Genomic DNA, 18,943 nt, shown 5'->3' with positions numbered 1-18,943 from the left:
CAAATCTAAGATGCTATTTTTTATTTTACTTAATTCTCATCAATTATTTATTGTTCTACATCTCCTTATAGCTTTTAGGTTTCCATATGTTTTGTGAACTCATTGCCTCTATGAGATATCCTTTTTCTTTCAGCATGTTTTCAATTTCATCTATTATTTTTACGGAATGGGCTTCTACTGTGTGGAAGTGATAGCCATGAGTAATATTTTTTAACGGAGTGGAGACACCGCTTTTTAAATCATTCATAAAATTAGTTATATCTCTTCTTGAACTTATATCAAGAGGTACACTTATAGTTCCATATACCCTGTGCTCTACAAATACATCTAAAATTGTTCCTCCAAGGTCAACTATGCAGGTAAGTTCATCTTCAATATCCTCATCATCATGTCTTACCTTAAAAATACGCCTGTTTCCGGTATTGCCGGATAATATATATCCATTCCTTGTTGCAGTTAAATCTGGAAATTTTGTCCTTATAATGGCAATATCCGTTACTATTACCTGTCTGCTCACACCTAATTTCAGGGCAAGAGTGCCACCCGGTACAGGTTCCTCTGATGATGTGAGTATTTCTACAATTCTATTTCTTCTTTCGACACCTTTCAAACTTTGCATATCTCCTCCAGACGCATATTTTTCATGGATATATCAAGTATCGGAGCAGAATGTGTAAGCGCTCCGCTTGAAATATAGTTTACACCCAGAGCCGCTAATTTTGCAACATTTTCTGCTGTTACATTCCCCGAACATTCTGTTTCAGCTTTTCCGTCTATTATTTTTAAAGCTTCTTTCATAGTTTCATAATCCATGTTATCAAGCATTATAATGTCTGCTCCTGCCTCTACTGCTTCTCTTACCATATTAAGATTTTCTACTTCCACTTCAATTTTCCTGACAAAAGATACCTCTTTTTTTGCCATCGCCACCGCATTCTTTATACCACCTGCCGCTGCTATATGATTATCCTTAAGCATAACCCCATCTGACAGGTTAAATCTGTGATTATTTCCACCACCAATCTTGACTGCATATTTTTCAAATATCCTGTTACATGGTGTTGTCTTTCTTGTATCAAGCAGTTTAATGCCGCTTCCTTCTAAAATATCTGCCATGGAGCGGGTGTATGTTGCAATACCGCTCATATGCTGCAAATAGTTAAGTGCAGTACGCTCACCTGACAGGAGGGAATGCAAATCTCCCCTAAGTACCGCCAATTTCTCTCCTGAATGCACCAAATCCCCATCATCAACCATAAACTTTATATCTATACTGCCATCTATAAGCTCAAATACCCTTTTAAATACAGGCAGCCCCGCAATTACACCATCCTGCTTTGCTATAAGCTCTACTGAACCCATAGCAGCTTTTGGAAGAACTGCATCTGAGGAAATATCCCCAAAAGTAATATCTTCTTTCAATGCAAGCAATATCATCTCATCCGCATTTAATTCCATTGTAATTCTGTTCATCTTTTTTTCTTTCCCTTTCTATTTCTTCAAATATAGAACTTTTATACATTTCAAACAATGCACTTATGTCTTTGTAATATTTATTTTGTTCTTGAAATTTTTTACTTATTTCATCAAATTTTGTATCTGATACTTTATTGTTTCTGTTCATTCCTATATGGCAGGCTGCCCGCTTTGCAAATACAAGACTTTCTAAAAGTGAGTTGCTTGCCAGACGGTTTTTTCCATGTACCCCATTACAGCTGGTTTCACCTACTGCGTACAGGTTCTTCATACTGCTTCTGCTATAACTGTCTACATCTATTCCTCCCATAAAATAGTGCTGCGCAGGTACTACCGGTATAGGCTCCTTGGTACAGTCAAAACCTTCTTCCAAACATTTTTCATATATATGCTTAAAATGTCCTACAATCTCTTTCTTGTCTATATTTTCCATAGACAACCATACATGCTTTGCTCCGGTACGTTTCATTTCTGCAAAAATTGCCTCTGTCACCACATCCCTGGGCAAAAGTTCATTTACAAACCTTTTATCTTCTGCATTAAGTAAAATTCCTCCCTCTCCTCTTACCGACTCGGATATAAGGAATGCTCTTCCGGGCTTTTCTGTATAAAGCGTTGTAGGATGTATCTGTATATAGTCAATATTTCTAAGTCTTATTCCGTTTTTAATTGCTATTCCTATAGCATCTCCCTTAAGATGTTCATAATTAGTAGAGTGTTCATACAGTCCGCCTATACCGCCACATGCAAGCACCGTATTTGCAGCTTCAATAGTTATAAGTTTATCAGACGTATAACTATCTTTTCCTGAATGTACGGCAACTATTCCTCTGCACCTTCTCATACCCTTTATTTCTGAACTAATCACATCTATCATAGTAAGATATTCTATCAGCTTTATATTCTTTCTGGTTTGAACTTCTTTTATAAGCGCTTCTGTAATAACCTTACCTGTTATGTCTTCATGAAACAAAATACGCGGAACCGAGTGTGCTCCTTCCTTTGTATAAATAAAATTCCCTGCTTTATCTTTGGTAAAATCAACTCCAAATTTTACAAGATCCTCTATCACCATCCGTGAAGATTTAATCATTATATCTACTGATTCCTTACTGTTCTCATAATGTCCGGCACGGAGTGTATCTTCAAAATAACTGTTATAATCCTCGTCATTCCTCAGTACACAGATACCTCCCTGTGCAAGATATGAATCGCATTCGTATACCTTAGCTTTGGTAATAACAGTGACTTGTAAGTTATCCGGTAAATTAAGCGCGCAATAAAGCCCCGCAACCCCACTTCCTACTATAAGAACATCTGTTGTTAAATTCATAACACTCTCCATTCTAATTACCTGCCAGTTCAAGCATCCTTACCAAAGAATGCTCTGCCTTTCTGCCTGTTTCCTCTTCCACATAGGCTGTCGGAGTTTCATTTAGCAGGCAATTATATACACTTTCCAGACTCAGTCTGCGCATACTTGTACATACACCCTTTTTTATAAAATGAAACTTTTTATCAGGGTTATCGGCACGAAGCTTATGCCCAACACCAATCTCAGTACATATAATGAACTCATTACAATCACTTTCTGAAGCAAATTGTATAATTCCACTTGTACTCCCCACATAATCAGATATTTCACACACTTCTATACGACATTCAGGGTGGGTAAGTACCGGTGCTCCGGGATATTTTTCTTTTGCCTCAAGTATATCAGAAAGTGTTATCCTATGGTGCACATGACAATAGCCCTTACCGGGTATTATATTTTTTTCCGGTAGTTTTGTGGCTATCCATCTTGCAAGATTACCATCCGGTATCATGTAAATATTCTTCTGTGGCAGATTTTTTACTATATTAAATGCATTAGAAGAGGTGATGCAGACATCACAAAGTGCCTTTGTCCTTGCTAATGAATTTATATAACAGACTACTGCAAGATCTTCATATTTTTCCCTCACAGCCTCAATCTCTTCCTTTTCTGTCATTATTGCCATAGGACATTCGGCAGACATATCAGGCACCAGAATCTTTTTATCCGGATTCATTATACAGGCACTTTCACCCATAAAAGTCACCCCACAGAAGACTATTATTTTATTTGGAAGTTCTTTAGCCATCTTGGCAAGATAAAATGAATCTCCCACAAAGTCTGCTAAATCCTGTATTTCACCGTCAACATAATAATGAGCCAATATTGCTGCATCTTTTTCTCTACACAACTCTCTTATCTTTTCTGATAAATTCACTTTACTGACTGTAGATTTAATATCATTTTCCATAACAAACCTTTCCCACTCTTTTAATATGTTCTTCGGAATGTTATGATAACACATAACTTTACATCTGACAAGACACTTGTAAATATATATGTAAAATAAAAGATGTCAAAAGCAAAATACCTTTGACATCCTATGATTCTTGTATAGTTATATTTTAGATTCAGTCTTGTATAGCTCTTACCTTAAGTACTCCCTCTATCTCTTCAAGTGCCTTTTTCATCTCCTCTGTGACTTCCGTATCTATATCAAATACCGAATACGCATAGTCTCCTCTACTCTTATTTACCATCTCTTCTATATTTACATTATAAGAAGAAAGTACAGTAGTAAACTTGGTAATCATACTTGGGATATTCTTATGTAAAAGTGTAATTCTCGCCTTGCTTATTAGCTTTGCCACCTCACAGTTAGGATAATTTACAGAGTTCTTAATGCTTCCGTTTTCAAGATAATTCATTATTTCCTTAACTGCCATTACTGCACAGTTATCTTCCGACTCCTCTGTAGAGGCTCCAAGATGAGGTATGGCAATAACTCCATCCATATTGGCACTCTTTTCATTCGGAAAGTCAGTCACATACTTCTTCACCTTGCCGTCAGCTAAAGCTTTCTCTATATCTTCATCATTTACAAGTGCATCTCTTGAGAAGTTGAGAATTACGACTCCATCCTTCATAAGCTTAAGATTGTCAGCATTTATCATGTGCTTTGTTGCATCCATAAGCGGAACATGCACTGTAATATAGTCACAGGTTCTAAATATTTCTTCCACCGTCTTTACGTGAATTACATCTCTTGAAAGGCTCCAGGCATGTTCTACGGAAATATAAGGGTCACAGCCGTAAACTTCCATTCCCAGTCTCTTTGCGGCATTTGCCACAAGAACACCTATGGCACCAAGCCCTATTACACCGAGTTTCTTACCCTCTATCTCATTTCCTGCAAAATTACTCTTTTCCTTTTCTACAAGCTTAGAAAGACCTTCTGCTCCTTTATTTGCCTGTACCCAGTTTATTCCACCAACTACATCACGTGCCGCAAGCAAAAGTCCGGCAATTACAAGCTCCTTAACTGCATTGGCATTGGCTCCCGGTGTATTAAATACCACTATTCCCTGTTCCGCACATTTATCAAGAGGAATATTGTTTACTCCCGCACCTGCTCTGGCTACTGCAAGAAGATTACCGCCGAATTCCAGAGACTTCATATCCGCACTTCTTACAAGAACTGCGTCCGCCTCATTTAATTCCTCTGTAAAGCTGTAATTATCAGTAAACTCTTTAAGTCCTATGTCTGATATCTTGTTCAGTGTTTTTACTTTATACATACTCTTCCCCTTTCATCACCCACAGGATACTTTCTGTTTTGCAGATACTTACCCTGCATTTTACGCTTCTGTAATAAATCAAGTTCCTAGTTCAAATCTGTTTTATTTATATTTTTCAGTTTATAATTTCTGTCCTAATGGTTTATTTTAAATTTTCAGCCTCAAATTTTTTCATAAATTCCACAAGCTTCTCCACTCCCTCTAAAGGCATGGCATTATAGATGCTGGCACGCATACCGCCTACCGTCCTATGTCCTTTTAGATTTACAAAGCCTGCCTCTGTTGCCTCTTTTATAAATTTTGCATCCAGTTCATCATTGCCTGTTATAAAAGGTACATTCATCAGTGAACGGTCTTCTTTTCTGACCGTGCCATTAAAAAGTTTGCTATTATCAAGGAAATTGTAAAGAATATCAGCTTTTTTTTCATTTTTCTCCTTCATTACACTAAGTCCGCCCTGAGCCTTAAGCCATTTAAATACCTTACCGCATACATAGATACCGTAAGCGGGAGGGGTATTGTAAAGTGACTTGTTATCCGCGTGAGTCTTGTATTTCATCATAGTCGGTGTACCGGGAAGCACATCTTCCGTAATCAAATCTTCCCTTATAATTACTATTACAGCTCCCGCAGGTCCCACATTCTTCTGAACTCCGCCATAAATAATGCCATATTTGCTTACATCTACAGGCTCGCTTAAGAAGCAGGATGAAACATCGGCTACTAGAGTTTTACCCTTGGTATTCGGAAGGGTTTTGAACTTGGTTCCGTATATTGTATTATTTTCGCATATATACACATAGTCAGCATTATCCCTGATAGGAAGGTCGCTGCAGTCAGGAATATAGGAAAAGGTTTCATCAGCAGAGGAAGCCACTGCTACTGCATCACCGTAGAGTTTAGCTTCTGCAAATGCCTTCTTTGCCCACTGACCTGTAATAATATAGTCAGCTACCTTGTTTTTCATAAGATTCATAGGAATCATGGCAAACTGAAGTGAGGCTCCGCCCTGTAAGAAAAGTACCTTATAATTATCAGGTATGTTCATAAGCTCTCTAAGGTCTGCTTCCGCAGTATTTATAATGTTTTCAAAAGCTTTGGAACGGTGGCTCATCTCCATAACGGACATGCCTGTTTCACCATAATTCATCATCTCTTCCTGACACTCTTTAAGCACTTCTTCAGGAAGTACCGCAGGTCCTGCTGAAAAATTATATACTCTTTCCATAAATTTTCCCTCCTCTATGCATTGTTATTTATTTAACAAATAATATTACAACATTATGCTGCTACAAATTTGAAGTTATTTATGATACTCCTCTATTTTATCTCCATACTCATTTAGTAGTTGTCTCGAATAAATTTTTTCATTTTTTGAGTCTCTAACTTCTTTCCATAGAATAGCAGCAACTTTTAACTTGTCAGAATAATAGTCGCTAAATTCATCTGAGCAAAAGTCCTTTAGGAATTGATTCCATTGACAGGCTGAATTATCATACTTAGCGTAGTCAGACTCGCCATAATATACTTTAAGCATATCTTTAATTGTAAAGTTTAAGTCATTTTCTGCTTTTACTTTTCTCCATGCAGTTGCCATATCAGCATTAAACTTAAATGGATTAACACCCGTTACAGCCGAAAAATACTCTCGAAATTTTTGGTTGAAGGAAAAACCACATTCAAACAATGTTGTGTTTAAGGTTATCGCTTTGGTTTGATTTTTGGTTAATTTCTTTACGGATTTTTCTACTCTATTTCCCTTAAAATATTGTTCTATAATATGATTTAGTTCTTGTTTTGTACATCTGTATTCTAATTCAAGAGACTTACAAATTTCGGCTAGTTCTTCTCGATACCAATAGTATCTACTAAATTCTTCAAATGATTTTATATCTCTAAAATTGGGTCTACCTTCCTTCAAATGTCCTCCTCCACAAATTCAACTTTATAGTTAAAGAAACAGCCCTCACTTTATGAAAGTCTGTTTCTTTAACTCATATCTTTATTTCTTAGCCTTAGCTTCCTTTTCTTTTACATCTTCCTCAGAGAAGGTCTCCTCAAGAGTAGCTCCTGCCGGAACCATAGGCCATACACTTTCATTCCTGTCTATTACTACCTCTATAAATACAGGTCCCTTAACCTTAAGGGCCTTTTTAATAATCTCATCTACTTCCTCTTTCTTGGTTACTCTGAAAGCGGTTATACTCATTGCCTCAGCAAGTTTTACATAGTCAATATCCTGAGAAAGCATGGTCTGCGAGTATCTCTTGCCGTAGAAAAGAGTCTGCCACTGTCTAACCATACCTAGTACATTGTTATTGAATACAACTTCAATTATAGGTACATTATAATGTGCTGCTGTTGCAAGCTCATTCATGTTCATACGGAAACAGCCATCACCGGCAAGGTTAATAACCTGCTTCTTAGGACAACCTATCTGTGCTCCTATAGAAGCTCCAAGGCCATAGCCCATAGTTCCAAGACCACCTGAGGTAAGCAGGGTTCTTGGCTTACTATACTTATAGAACTGTGCAGACCACATCTGATGCTGTCCTACCTCTGTAGAAATAATTGCCTCACCCTTGGTCAGTCTGTAAAGCTCTTCTATAAAATATGGACCGGTAAGTTCGTTTTCATGATATCTGAGTGGAAATTTAGCCTGCATCTCAGCTATATGCTCCATCCATTCCTCATGATCTTGCTGTTTAAGCTTTTTATTAAGCTCCTTAAGCACATCCTTAATATCACCTTCAATGCTGAGGTCAACCTTTATATTCTTGTTTATCTCGGCAGGATCTATATCTATATGAAGGATTTTAGCCCTCTTTGCAAAACTCTTGGTATTGCCTGTAACTCTGTCTGAGAATCTTGCTCCAAGAACAACTAAAAGGTCACATTCTGTTACCGAGAAGTTGGCTGTCTTTGTGCCATGCATACCTATCATGCCCATATAACGCTTGTCTGTGCCGTCAAATGCACCTTTTCCCATAAGAGAATCACAAACAGGGGCATCCATAAGGTCTACTAAAGTTTTAATTTCTTTATGTGCCTCTGAAATGATGGCTCCGCCACCTATGAAAATAACAGGACGTTTAGCCTTCGCTATCATCTCTGCAGCCTTGTCAAGCTCTTTATCAGTGAAATTATCCCCTGGTTTTTTCTTTTCTGTCTTCTTTATCTCTTCCTTTATATATTCGCATTTATTAGCTGTTACATCCTTTGTTATATCTATAAGTACAGGTCCCGGTCTGCCGGTTGAAGCTATTTTAAATGCTCTTCTTATTGTTTTTGCAAGCTTTTTAACATCCTTTACAATAAAGTTATGCTTTGTAATAGGCATGGTTACGCCTGCTATGTCCACTTCCTGAAAAGAATCCTTACCAAGAAGGTTGGTGCCTACATTTCCTGTAATTGCAACCATAGGAACTGAATCCATATAAGCATTTGCAATACCTGTTACAAGGTTGGTAGCACCCGGTCCACTGGTAGCAAGGCAGACTCCGACCTTACCTGTAGCTCTCGCATATCCGTCAGCCGCATGTGCAGCTCCCTGCTCGTGAGAAGTAAGGATATGGTTTATTTCATCCTGGTGGCGGTAAAGCTCGTCATAAAGATTAAGTACCGCTCCACCCGGATATCCGAAAATAGTATCTACTCCCTGCTCCTTCAAACATTCAACAAGAATCTGTGATCCATTAAGTTCTGCCATAAATTCTCCTTTTTCTAAATTTGTTAACTCCGATTATATGCCAATATTATACAGCATGATATGATGTGGGTGTCAAAAGTATTTGGCATCCAACGATACAGGATTGCTACAGCTTTGCTTATCACAATCCTTGCAAAAATATTAGTAATTCACTTATTTTTGTAAAAATATTATATTATACTGAAACTATTATAACTTAAGTATATTATAAATTCCGCCGCCAATCAAACAAAAAATTAATTATCCAAAATTTGTGATTACTAATACATCTTAGGCACTTCAAGAATAGCTCCTCTGTTTCCTGATGTAACCATAGCCTGATACCTCTTAAGATAACCTGTAATTTCTCCCATTTCCTTAGGTTTCCAGGCTTTTCTTCTTTCTTCAAGCTCCTCATCCGGCACCTTCATATTAAGTGTCATCTCAGGTATATTGATAGAAATTATATCTCCTTCTTTGACAAGAGCTATAGGACCTCCTACTGCCGCTTCCGGTGAAACATGTCCTATAGATGCACCTCTTGAAGCTCCTGAGAATCTTCCGTCTGTAATAAGGGCTACTGTTGAATCCAATCCCATACCTGCTATCGCTGAGGTAGGATTAAGCATCTCTCTCATCCCGGGACCACCCTTAGGACCTTCATACCTGATAACAACTACATCTCCCGGTACTATCTTACCACCCTTTATTGCCTTAATAGCATCCTCTTCCGACTCAAATACCCTTGCAGGGCCTTCATGTACCATCATTTCCTCTGCAACGGCAGAACGCTTAACCACACTTCCATCAGGTGCAAGGTTTCCTTTAAGTACTGCAAGTCCACCTGTTTTACTATATGGATTGCTTACAGGTCTGATAACTTCTTCATCTCTGTTGTAAGCGTGCTTTATATTTTCACCTATAGTCTTACCTGTAACTGTCATACATTCAGTATTTATAAGCCCTATATCCGCAAGTTCCTTCATAACCGCATATACACCGCCTGCCTCGTCTAAGTCCTCCATATAAGTATGTCCCGCAGGTGCAAGGTGACAGAGGTTAGGTGTTTTTTCACTTATCGGATTAGCAAAAGCTATATCAAAATCAAAGCCTATTTCATGTGCAATCGCCGGCAAATGAAGCATTGAATTTGTAGAACAGCCCAAAGCCATATCTACTGTAAGTGCGTTAATAATAGCTTCTTTTGTCATTATATCACGAGGTCTTATATTCTGCCTGAACATTTCCATAACTGCCATACCTGCGTGTTTTGCAAGTTTTATTCTCTCAGAATAAACTGCCGGTATAGTTCCATTGCCACGAAGCCCCATTCCTAGAGCCTCTGTAAGACAGTTCATTGAATTTGCTGTATACATACCTGAGCAGGAACCACAGCTAGGACAGGCTTTATTTTCATATTCAAGTACATCCTCTTCACTTAAGTTTCCTGCCGCATAAGCTCCAACCGCTTCAAACATAGAGGAAAGACTGGTTTTACACCCCTTAACCCTTCCTGCAAGCATGGGCCCGCCTGAAACAAACACTGTAGGTATATTTACCCTTGCTGCCGCCATCAGAAGTCCCGGCACGTTCTTATCACAGTTAGGTACCATAACCAGGGCATCAAACTGGTGAGCCATAGCCACACTTTCCGTTGAATCTGCTATAAGATCTCTTGTTACAAGAGAATATTTCATTCCTATATGCCCCATAGCTATGCCGTCACAGACAGCAATAGCAGGGAAAACCACAGGTACTCCGCCTGCCTCTGCAACTCCCAGCTTTACCGCATCAACTATTTTATCTAAGTTTATATGTCCCGGTACTATTTCATTATATGAACTTACTATACCGACTATAGGTTTTCTCATCTCTTCCGCTGTAAAACCCAGCGCATTGAAAAGACTCCTTGCCGGTGCCTGTTGCATACCGGCTCTTGCGTTATCACTTCTCATTTATTATTTCCTTTCTTGTTACTATCATAAAACCTTGCAAAAAATTCGTAATCTGCTCATTTTTTGCATATCAAAAGATAATAAATTCCCTTACAATCGAGCATCAATCGGTTTTTATACTTTTGACACTTGTATCATTAATTTAACTGATTATCAAAATTATTCATGCCAAAGTTACAGATCTCTAAATACATGAAGGTTGTTGTCAGATTCCCGTATATAATTTAGCCACAATAATTTGGAGTTAGAAAATATTATTTTTCAATCTCGGACACTATTCTGTCTCCCATTTCCTTACATCCGACCAAAACTTTGCCTTCTGTATTAATATCTATTGTGCGAAATCCTTTTTTAAGTACCGCTTTAACTGCTTCTTCCACCTTATCAGCCTCCGCATCAAGTCCAAAGGAATATCTAAGAAGCATAGCTGCAGACATTATTGTTGCAATAGGATTTGCCTTATCCTGTCCCGCTATGTCAGGAGCTGAACCATGGCTTGGCTCATAAAGGCCGAATTTTCCTTCTCCGAGACTAGCCGAAGGAAGCATTCCCAGCGAACCTGTTACCATACTCGCCTCGTCTGAAAGTATATCTCCAAACATATTTTCAGTAAGAATTACATCAAACTGAGCAGGATTAGCTATCAGCTGCATAGCACAGTTGTCAACTAACATGTTGGTAAGGTTTACTTCCGGGAAATCTTTAGCTACTTCAGAGACTACCTGTCTCCAGAGCCTTGAAGAATCCAGTACATTTGCCTTATCAACGCTGCATACCTGTTTTTTCCTCTTTGCTGCAGCCTCAAAAGCTCTTCTTGCCACTCTTTCTATCTCATCTTCTGTATATACTAAGGTATCTACCGCTTTTCTTTTTCCTTCTACAACTGTAGTGCTTCTCTCTCCAAAATAAAGCCCACCTGTAAGCTCTCTGAATATAACAAAGTCAAAGCCCTTTTCTCCTGTAGACTCTTTTAACGGGCAGGCAGCTCTTAATTCATCAAACAAAATAGCCGGTCTTATATTGGCATACAGCCCCAGTTCCTTCCTTATTTTAAGAAGTCCAGCTTCAGGGCGCTTTTCAGGCGGAAGCTTGTACCAAGGGGAAGTATCCGTATTGCCTCCTACTGCACCAAGAAGGACTGCATCTGCTGCCTTGGCTGTATTTATAGCTTCATCTGTAAGAGGAATTCCATACTCATCTATCGAACAGCCTCCCATAAGGATTTCATTGTAATTAAACCTGTGTCCATATACAGAAGCTATCCTGTCAAGCACTTTCACAGCTTCATTTACTATTTCAGGTCCAATTCCGTCACCTTTTATAAGAGTAATATTAGCTTCCATATACTTTCTTCCTCCTGCTTACAAATGTTTCCCCTAATAATACAATATGACCAGCTTAAATGCAAGGGTGTACTATTTAATAAACATAATAGTTTGATATAGTGTTTATTCTAAGGGATTATAAAAAAGATAGGTTTTAATCTAAAATAAGAAAAAGAAGTTGAAAGATAATTCTTCAACCTCTTTTAATGTGTTATTGTTAAACTCAAATTATTGTGGTTTAATATTTAATTTTTTCAAACATTATCATTATTAAATTGTTATAATTATTCTAAATCTTCCTTAATTCTTCATTATGTACATCATTAATTTACACATTTATCTCCGCTTCAAGTCCCAATTCTGCCTTATTTTCTTCAAGTATAGGTCTTATTACTTCCTTTAAGAAATCCTCCACCTGCTCTTTGGAACGACCGGTGTACTTAGAAGGCTCCATCTGCTTTTTAAGTTCCTCGAGAGTAATACCGAAGGAAGGTTCGGCTGCTATAAGTTCAAGCAGGTTGTTATCAAGCCCTCTCTCCTTTACATTTCTTCCTGCTTCCATAGATAAAGTCCTTATCTTCTCATGAAGCTCCTGCCTGTCTCCACCACGCTTAACTGCATCCATCATTATATTCTCGGTAGCCATAAATGGAAGTTCAGCCATTATATGCTTCTCTATAACCTTCTCATATACTACAAGTCCGTCTGCCACATTCATATATAAATCAAGTATACCGTCTATAGCAAGGAAGGCTTCAGGAACAGACAAACGCTTATTTGCGGAATCATCCAGAGTTCTCTCAAACCACTGTGTAGCTGCGGTTATATAAGGGTTCATCAAATCACTCATTACATATCTTGACAGGGAGGCTATTCTCTCACTGCGCATAGGATTTCTCTTGTAAGCCATAGCAGATGAACCTATCTGGCTCTTTTCAAATGGCTCTTCCACTTCTTTAAGATGCTGTAAAAGTCTTATATCATTTGAAAACTTATGCGCACTTGAAGCAATGCCCGCAAGCACATTCAGCACCCTTGAGTCTACCTTTCTTGAATAGGTCTGACCTGATACAGGGAAGCAGTCTGTAAAGCCCATTTTTTCAGCTATTAACTTATCTATCTTTTTAATCTTCTCGTGATCTCCGTCAAAGAGCTCCAAAAAACTTGCCTGAGTACCTGTAGTTCCCTTTGAACCAAGAAGTTTCATACTGTCTATCATATAGCAGACATCATCATAATCAAGTTTTAACTCCATAAGCCAAAGTGTAGCCCTCTTTCCTACAGTTGTAGGCTGAGCAGGCTGAAAATGAGTAAATGCCAGTGTAGGCAGAGCTTTATATCTATCAGCAAAATCAGCAAGCTTACTCATTACATTAAGAAGCTTTTTCTTAACAAGCTTAAGTCCTTCCGTCATTATAATAATATCTGTATTATCTCCTACGTAGCAGGACGTAGCGCCAAGGTGGATAATACCCTTTGCCTTAGGACACTGTACTCCGTAAGCATAGACATGGCTCATAACATCGTGACGGACTTCTTTTTCCCTTGCCACAGCTACATCATAGTTTATATCATTCACATGCTCTTTAAGCTCTGCTATCTGCTCCTCGGTGATATTTAGCCCAAGTTCTCTTTCTGCCTCTGCAAGTGCAATCCAGAGCCTGCGCCAGGTGGTAAACTTCTTATCCTGTGAAAATATGTACTGCATTTCCTTGCTTGCATACCTCCCTGAAAGTGGGCTGTCATAACGGTCTGTACTCATATTATCCTCCTGTAATTTTACGATAAATTATATTCTTTCATAGTGTTGCCGTTCAGATAGATAATTATTCTTCAGGCAATTTGCTTCAACATTTACGTATGAGACATTTCAAAAGATAAGAAATCTTACTGCAAGAAATTCGCTTCAATTATTCACGCATTTAGCCTTCGCTAAATGTGATTACATCAAAATATCTGCGCAAGCACATAATTCTAAGCCTGCGGCTTAATTATGCGCTTTCTTGATATTTCGTGAATAATTTTGCTTAATATTCTGCCTGTTTTTGATTGAACATATTAACTACCAGTGAATACCGGTAAATCACTCTTTACTCTTTAAATTATCACCTGACAGTTCTATGATATCAGTTAGTTCAGCTTCGGTCAAATTAGTATAACTTGCCAGTTCCTTAAGCGTAGGTGATGAACCGTTCATTTCTTTCATTTTTTTAGCTGCATCGCTTACAAAGTTTACCTTGGCAACCATAGCATTGGCAGTACTTTCCATCTCAAGGCTTTCTTCTATAAAATCCTGCATAGCACTTTCTATTCTGCTTTCAATAAATTCAATCGGTTTATCATCTCTTTCAAGGTTCTTGAGTTCTTTTAATCCGATTAAAAGTCCTACATTTCCTTCGGAGATAAGTTCTTTAAAATAATCCTCAGTCAGTTCAAAGCCTCTTGCTATTTCAACTACCTTATGAAGTTTTCTTTCTATATAAGAAGCCTCAGCCTTCTCATCCCCCTTTAATAACAGTTCAATTAGTTTCTCTTCTTCTTTGACCGTCATTTTCTCTATATATCGCAGTTCTTCCAAATACATATTTAAAAATTCAGATTGAAAGTTAAGTGTTTTTTTATTACTTTTTTTCTTTATTCCGCTCTTTTTATCAAATCCTTCTCTTGCAGCCTCTTCAAGCTGTTCTTTGGCTGCATTCTCATACTCTCTTACTTCTGCTTCAATCTCTTCTTTGGCTTCATACCCTTCTATGGTTATATGAGAAGCTTTAAGATAAGCAAAAATATGGTCAAACTGACTGTCATCAAGCTCCAAGTCCTCAAAAAATTCTTTTATATCGCTTTCGTGCACCTTATTCCCGCTAATTTGTGCCTGTGCCACAAGGTCAGCAAGACGGGTACTGAATTCATATTGTTTATCTGCCATTTTATTATAAATCTCCTTCTGACTAATCTTTTATTGGGATTGTGTTATGTTGATTATTTCATTTTCAACCAAGTGAATCACATTTCCGCTTGAATTATATGTCCAAAATTAAATTCATCTTGTAATAATCCATACACATAAGCCGGACTTTCCCTATAAAGTCCGGTTTCTATATCTAATAACTTGTTATATATTTCTGAATTATACAACAAGTTCATCGCATTTTCATATTCTAAGTTTTGTGTTTCGGAAATTATTTCTATAAGATCCTGAACCATATATTCTATCATCTGCTTTTTCTTATCCATAATTTTTCACCTTTTTAAGTAGACTTATTGCCTTTTCTGTATGAAAAGAATATTGATTTGTTGTTTTTTTATATATCATACCATTTAACATCATATCAAATGTTATCATACCATTCTCATATTGCCTAAACAAAAGCGCCATATCATCATCTGCAATTGGACCAATGACAATATCATATTTATTATCGAAATTGCATTCAATACTTGAGAAATTTTCAAATTTTCTATTGCGATTATTTTGGACAAATCTAGCCCACTCTTCAGATGTTTCTACCCCAAAGTTCTTTATGTTTAATTCTCTCATATGTATGAAACCTTCATCAATATCATATACATTTATCACCGGACTTCCACCATAAATTCCGGCAACTCTTTTTGCCATATTTTCTGCTTGTTCTTTCAGTACAGTAAGATAAAAACCTCTGCCAAAATCTTTAAAAGGACGACATAATGCAAGATTAATTGTTCTAATGTCTGTGTTGCTTCCATGGTATAAAATCATTTTAAATAGCCTCCATTATTACTACACACTATTATCAAATCGTCTATAGCATCATCAATACTTAATGTATGTTCTATATCATAATGTTCTTTAAGAAAAGCTATTCCCTGATATTTATACAAATAATTAAAAGCATCTTTTACAGCAATATCAAATCTATCTGCAAACTCAGCTATACAGACCACCGTATAATTAATTTTCTTTTTTAAATCAGTCATACTTGTTGTTTCCTTTCTCCCCCTCTTTTAGAACAAAATTATTAAAACAAAACTTACAAATCGTATAATTATTATACACTATTTGAAAAGAAATGGGAAAGATAATTTATCCCGGTTATTCATTAAGCAGTACAATTCTCCCTTTTGTAGAGTCATTCTACAAATCGTAGCTTGTCTCTCTTTCATTCTCTCTGTATTATATAGGTATAATCTAAACTTAGGAGATAAATATGGATACTGAAAAAATCAGCAAATTTATTGCAACTACAAGAACCAAAATCGGCCTTACCCAAAAAGAACTAGCAGACAAGATAGGTGTTAGCGATAAAACTATCTCTAAATGGGAAACAGGAAAAAGCCTTCCGGACATTTCTTATTATGAATCTCTGTGCAATGCGCTTAACATTAAGGTAAATGAACTTCTTTCAGGGGAAGCTTTGACCGAAGATGTCTATCTGCAAAAGGCTGAAACTAATTTTGTGGAAATAATTCGTGAAAACGGTTTTTCTAAAAACAAAGTTATAATCCGCCTATTTGCCGGGCTTTCTTTATTTATTGGAACCTCAATTCTAATAGGAATTCTTTCAAAGTCTAATTTTACTGATGTATTCTTAGATTTATATGATTTACCTACATTCATTATACTTCTTTTTATAAACTTGGGTGCTGCAATTATATCAGGCAAGCGGACTATGGATGATATCCTTACGCTTTTAAGATATATTTCCATCCCAACAGGTGTTTTACTCACTATTGTTTCTTTAGCAATGGCAGCAACAGAAATCTCAGATATAACAAATCTTGCCGCCTACCTTGTTGTCTCCCTACTTGCTACTCTATATGGAATAATTGAGTATATAATTGTAATAATTTTGAGTAGAAGATTCAATTAAAAATAACTGCCAATATTGTAACTGAATTAGGCTTACAATATTGGCGGTTTTGTTTTACTCATTTTTTTGTTTATTTTGTATAGTAAACTCTGAAATCTTTGTACACTTTGACGTTGGCTAAAAGTAAAAATATCTTATAATTTTATTTGTAAATATGAGCTGCAATAATTATTATGTTCTGCAAATTTCATATTATTCTATAAGTTTCTATCAAGGCATCAAATTCTTCCTGATTATTGTGGCTCATATCTATATTAATTCTAAACTGAGTATCTTACATATACTTAAATTTGAATTTTCGCTTTCAAATTTTTTAGCAAAGTTGACGCTCCGAATGATAACATTTCAGACTCGCTCCGGCATTCGCTTCGCTATGCCTAATGCGCTCGCTTAGAATTTATCATTCGGAGCTGTCACCATAGACTTATGTAAATAACAACTTAAACACCAAATTAAAGACAGCCCCCTATCGCTCGCCCAATGTGGCTAATGTGTTTGTTTCTAACTACTAATCAATTAAACAGCCGGAGCTGATAATGCCTAAGCGAGCGCATTAGGTTTTTCGTCAACAGAACAATACTAAAACAACCTCTTTCAGAAAAACCGGAGCGAGTCTGGACATTTATCAGCGAAGGCGTGACTTAATCAATTAAACAAGCACATTAGCCCGACAACTTCAAATTTGTACCTGACGTCTGCGTGATATTTATATCTGCTTTTGATATGTTTAAGAGTGGTCTTCCACTCTATCATGTGAAAAAAGTAGTTATGGAAACAGGGCAGGTTATTGAAGACGGACTTACCGAGATATATGCAAATGCAGTAATCGACAATGGTTCTAAATTTTCCAAACTGATGAAAGTGTTTACAGAAAATGATACTTACAATTCAGATGAATTCCCTGTGACAAGTGAAATCAAAGCCAGGTTTAAGTTGGATGAAGGAGGTGCTGTAAAAATGGATGAAACTTTACAGAAGTGGATGCGCGAAAGTGAGGAAATTGGTGAGAAACGGGGAGAAAAACGCGGTGAGAAACGAGGCAGAAGAGAAGGGGCTAAAAATGAAAAAATTAAAATAGCGGGTGATTTGAAGAAAAGAGGGTTTGCCGATGAGTTAATTGCAGAAATTACCGGTCTTTCAAAGCAAGTGGTAACGGCTCTGTGAAACCGGTTTCTCATCCTACCCATAATATAGGCATTGTGTTGAGCTTAGCTAAGATATATACCGCTTGTCTTGTTATCTCACTACTTGCAACTCTTTATGGGGTAATTGAATATATAATAATTGTTGTTCTAAACAAAAGGTAAGACTAAGTTTCTGCAAAGAAACTGTACATAAGCATCTTAAACGGTAAAGAGGGGTAGGTATCTCTATCACAAGATTCCCACCCTTCTTAAGTTAAGCGCAAACTACTTAGAATAGCTGTTTAATCCGCTCTCTTTATAAAGCTCAAAAGCTTCAATATACTCTCTGGGATTGTCGAGTACACGAAATACAATCATATCATCCAAAGCTATTTTCTCTATATCGCAGAGTACCCCGCCTCTAACGAATGTCTTAATATGATAAAAATACATGCATTGTTTAAAATATGAATTTAACCCTGCGGTTCTTCTCTTATATCCATGATCTTGCAGCAAAGTTCTAAGTTTCATTCTTATATAGTCTTTATTATCAAGAAATATTATTCTGAGCCTTATTTCCATAAAATATGATTTCAGATTATAATAGTCATCTTCTGCGATATATGTAATTTCACTTCCAATAGATTGAAGATCATTATTCACCCCCGATAACTCTTTATCAAAATCTTTTTTATTTTGCCAATAGCAGACTTCATCTAAGACCTCAGTAAAAAATTTTCTTTTATTAAATCTGTAGTTTATAGGTAAATATAAACCCTCATAATTCCAGATACGGGATAAAAACCTGCTTATTGCCTTAGCTGATAAATCACTTTCTATAATAATCCTTGCAAGTGTAGACACATCATACAATAACTCTTCCATTTTTTACTGCTCCTATATATAAACCACAATT

Annotated in this window: 18 protein-coding genes; 2 read left to right on the top strand and 16 right to left on the bottom strand. The window is 36.9% G+C overall.

All coding sequences use genetic code 11. The features are described from left to right. Positions 1-55: 55 nt before the first annotated feature. The 15 genes from GCWU000282_RS07720 to GCWU000282_RS07650 form a co-directional block, all read right to left on the bottom strand. On the bottom strand, positions 56-619 hold the full coding sequence (locus GCWU000282_RS07720; RefSeq protein WP_023354509.1) for a transcription repressor NadR: 564 nt from the start codon (positions 617-619) through the stop codon (positions 56-58). Beyond that, complete coding sequence (gene nadC / locus GCWU000282_RS07715) at positions 607-1,473, bottom strand: carboxylating nicotinate-nucleotide diphosphorylase (RefSeq protein ID WP_035040017.1); 867 nt, start codon at positions 1,471-1,473, stop codon at positions 607-609. Before nadC ends, GCWU000282_RS07720 begins: the two co-directional genes overlap by 13 nt. Continuing rightward, on the bottom strand, positions 1,439-2,809 hold the full coding sequence (locus GCWU000282_RS07710) for an L-aspartate oxidase (protein ID WP_035040316.1): 1,371 nt from the start codon (positions 2,807-2,809) through the stop codon (positions 1,439-1,441). The genes nadC and GCWU000282_RS07710 overlap by 35 nt, the downstream gene beginning before the upstream one ends. A 13-nt stretch (positions 2,810-2,822) precedes the next feature. Next, on the bottom strand, positions 2,823-3,728 hold the full coding sequence (gene nadA / locus GCWU000282_RS07705; protein ID WP_035040313.1) for a quinolinate synthase NadA: 906 nt from the start codon (positions 3,726-3,728) through the stop codon (positions 2,823-2,825). Positions 3,729-3,921: 193 nt separating this feature from the next. Next, entirely contained in the window at positions 3,922-5,088 is a 1,167-nt protein-coding gene (locus GCWU000282_RS07700) for a phosphoglycerate dehydrogenase (protein ID WP_023354505.1), read from the bottom strand. 142 nt (positions 5,089-5,230) lie between these two features. Then, entirely contained in the window at positions 5,231-6,316 is a 1,086-nt protein-coding gene (gene serC / locus GCWU000282_RS07695; protein WP_023354504.1) for a 3-phosphoserine/phosphohydroxythreonine transaminase, read from the bottom strand. A 75-nt stretch (positions 6,317-6,391) separates the two neighbouring features. After that, the gene (locus GCWU000282_RS07690) at positions 6,392-7,009 is read right to left on the bottom strand and encodes an SAP domain-containing protein (RefSeq protein ID WP_023354503.1); all 618 of its coding nucleotides are present in this window, start codon (positions 7,007-7,009) and stop codon (positions 6,392-6,394) included. An 81-nt stretch (positions 7,010-7,090) separates the two neighbouring features. Next, positions 7,091-8,797, bottom strand: a complete 1,707-nt coding sequence (gene ilvB, locus GCWU000282_RS07685) for a biosynthetic-type acetolactate synthase large subunit (RefSeq protein ID WP_023354502.1) — start codon at positions 8,795-8,797, stop codon at positions 7,091-7,093. Between the two features lie 260 nt (positions 8,798-9,057). After that, positions 9,058-10,731 (bottom strand): dihydroxy-acid dehydratase, encoded by a 1,674-nt coding sequence (gene ilvD / locus GCWU000282_RS07680; RefSeq protein WP_023354501.1) that lies wholly within the window; start codon positions 10,729-10,731, stop codon positions 9,058-9,060. A 254-nt stretch (positions 10,732-10,985) separates the two neighbouring features. Next, complete coding sequence (leuB, locus tag GCWU000282_RS07675) at positions 10,986-12,074, bottom strand: 3-isopropylmalate dehydrogenase (RefSeq protein WP_023354500.1); 1,089 nt, start codon at positions 12,072-12,074, stop codon at positions 10,986-10,988. 310 nt (positions 12,075-12,384) lie between these two features. After that, positions 12,385-13,818, bottom strand: coding sequence for an adenylosuccinate lyase (gene purB / locus GCWU000282_RS07670; protein ID WP_023354499.1), 1,434 nt, complete (start codon positions 13,816-13,818; stop codon positions 12,385-12,387). 321 nt (positions 13,819-14,139) lie between these two features. Next, positions 14,140-14,982 (bottom strand): RNA polymerase sigma factor RpoD, encoded by an 843-nt coding sequence (locus tag GCWU000282_RS07665; protein WP_023354498.1) that lies wholly within the window; start codon positions 14,980-14,982, stop codon positions 14,140-14,142. 77 nt (positions 14,983-15,059) lie between these two features. Beyond that, positions 15,060-15,290, bottom strand: coding sequence for a hypothetical protein (locus tag GCWU000282_RS07660; protein WP_023354497.1), 231 nt, complete (start codon positions 15,288-15,290; stop codon positions 15,060-15,062). Continuing rightward, on the bottom strand, positions 15,283-15,792 hold the full coding sequence (locus GCWU000282_RS07655; protein WP_023354496.1) for a DUF3990 domain-containing protein: 510 nt from the start codon (positions 15,790-15,792) through the stop codon (positions 15,283-15,285). Before GCWU000282_RS07655 ends, GCWU000282_RS07660 begins: the two co-directional genes overlap by 8 nt. Further along, positions 15,789-16,010 carry a DUF3791 domain-containing protein gene (locus GCWU000282_RS07650; protein ID WP_023354495.1) on the bottom strand — a complete coding sequence of 74 codons (222 nt, stop codon included), beginning with the start codon at positions 16,008-16,010 and terminating at the stop codon, positions 15,789-15,791. Before GCWU000282_RS07650 ends, GCWU000282_RS07655 begins: the two co-directional genes overlap by 4 nt. 230 nt (positions 16,011-16,240) lie before the next feature. Between GCWU000282_RS07650 and GCWU000282_RS15900 the strand changes: the two genes are divergently transcribed. Both GCWU000282_RS15900 and GCWU000282_RS07640 read left to right on the top strand, forming a co-directional pair. Beyond that, the gene (locus tag GCWU000282_RS15900) at positions 16,241-16,903 is read left to right on the top strand and encodes a helix-turn-helix domain-containing protein (protein ID WP_023354494.1); all 663 of its coding nucleotides are present in this window, start codon (positions 16,241-16,243) and stop codon (positions 16,901-16,903) included. Between the two features lie 699 nt (positions 16,904-17,602). Then, positions 17,603-18,067 (top strand): RpnC/YadD family protein, encoded by a 465-nt coding sequence (locus tag GCWU000282_RS07640; protein ID WP_156913129.1) that lies wholly within the window; start codon positions 17,603-17,605, stop codon positions 18,065-18,067. Positions 18,068-18,312: 245 nt separating this feature from the next. On the opposite strand, the gene GCWU000282_RS07635 is transcribed toward GCWU000282_RS07640, so the two are convergent. Next, positions 18,313-18,912 carry a hypothetical protein gene (locus GCWU000282_RS07635; RefSeq protein ID WP_023354492.1) on the bottom strand — a complete coding sequence of 200 codons (600 nt, stop codon included), beginning with the start codon at positions 18,910-18,912 and terminating at the stop codon, positions 18,313-18,315. Positions 18,913-18,943: the final 31 nt, after the last annotated feature.

It is taken from the genome of Catonella morbi ATCC 51271, from assembly GCF_000160035.2.
Lineage (GTDB): Bacteria > Bacillota > Clostridia > Lachnospirales > Lachnospiraceae > Catonella > Catonella morbi.
The sequence above is the reverse complement of the archived record's forward strand: the minus strand, read 5'-3'. Positions and strand labels throughout refer to the sequence as shown.

Bases quoted from the DNA above. Each gene is read 5' to 3' on its own strand.
- GCWU000282_RS07720 (WP_023354509.1), bottom strand. From the start codon at position 619: ATGCAAAGTTTGAAAGGTGTCGAAAGAAGAAATAGAATTGTAGAAATA.
- nadC (WP_035040017.1), bottom strand. From the start codon at position 1,473: ATGAACAGAATTACAATGGAATTAAATGCGGATGAGATGATATTGCTT.
- GCWU000282_RS07710 (WP_035040316.1), bottom strand. From the start codon at position 2,809: ATGAATTTAACAACAGATGTTCTTATAGTAGGAAGTGGGGTTGCGGGG.
- GCWU000282_RS07700 (WP_023354505.1), bottom strand. From the start codon at position 5,088: ATGTATAAAGTAAAAACACTGAACAAGATATCAGACATAGGACTTAAA.
- serC (WP_023354504.1), bottom strand. From the start codon at position 6,316: ATGGAAAGAGTATATAATTTTTCAGCAGGACCTGCGGTACTTCCTGAA.
- ilvB (WP_023354502.1), bottom strand. From the start codon at position 8,797: ATGGCAGAACTTAATGGATCACAGATTCTTGTTGAATGTTTGAAGGAG.
- ilvD (WP_023354501.1), bottom strand. From the start codon at position 10,731: ATGAGAAGTGATAACGCAAGAGCCGGTATGCAACAGGCACCGGCAAGG.
- leuB (WP_023354500.1), bottom strand. From the start codon at position 12,074: ATGGAAGCTAATATTACTCTTATAAAAGGTGACGGAATTGGACCTGAA.
- purB (WP_023354499.1), bottom strand. From the start codon at position 13,818: ATGAGTACAGACCGTTATGACAGCCCACTTTCAGGGAGGTATGCAAGC.
- GCWU000282_RS07665 (WP_023354498.1), bottom strand. From the start codon at position 14,982: ATGGCAGATAAACAATATGAATTCAGTACCCGTCTTGCTGACCTTGTG.
- GCWU000282_RS07660 (WP_023354497.1), bottom strand. From the start codon at position 15,290: ATGGATAAGAAAAAGCAGATGATAGAATATATGGTTCAGGATCTTATA.
- GCWU000282_RS07655 (WP_023354496.1), bottom strand. From the start codon at position 15,792: ATGATTTTATACCATGGAAGCAACACAGACATTAGAACAATTAATCTT.
- GCWU000282_RS07650 (WP_023354495.1), bottom strand. From the start codon at position 16,010: ATGACTGATTTAAAAAAGAAAATTAATTATACGGTGGTCTGTATAGCT.
- GCWU000282_RS15900 (WP_023354494.1), top strand. From the start codon at position 16,241: ATGGATACTGAAAAAATCAGCAAATTTATTGCAACTACAAGAACCAAA.
- GCWU000282_RS07635 (WP_023354492.1), bottom strand. From the start codon at position 18,912: ATGGAAGAGTTATTGTATGATGTGTCTACACTTGCAAGGATTATTATA.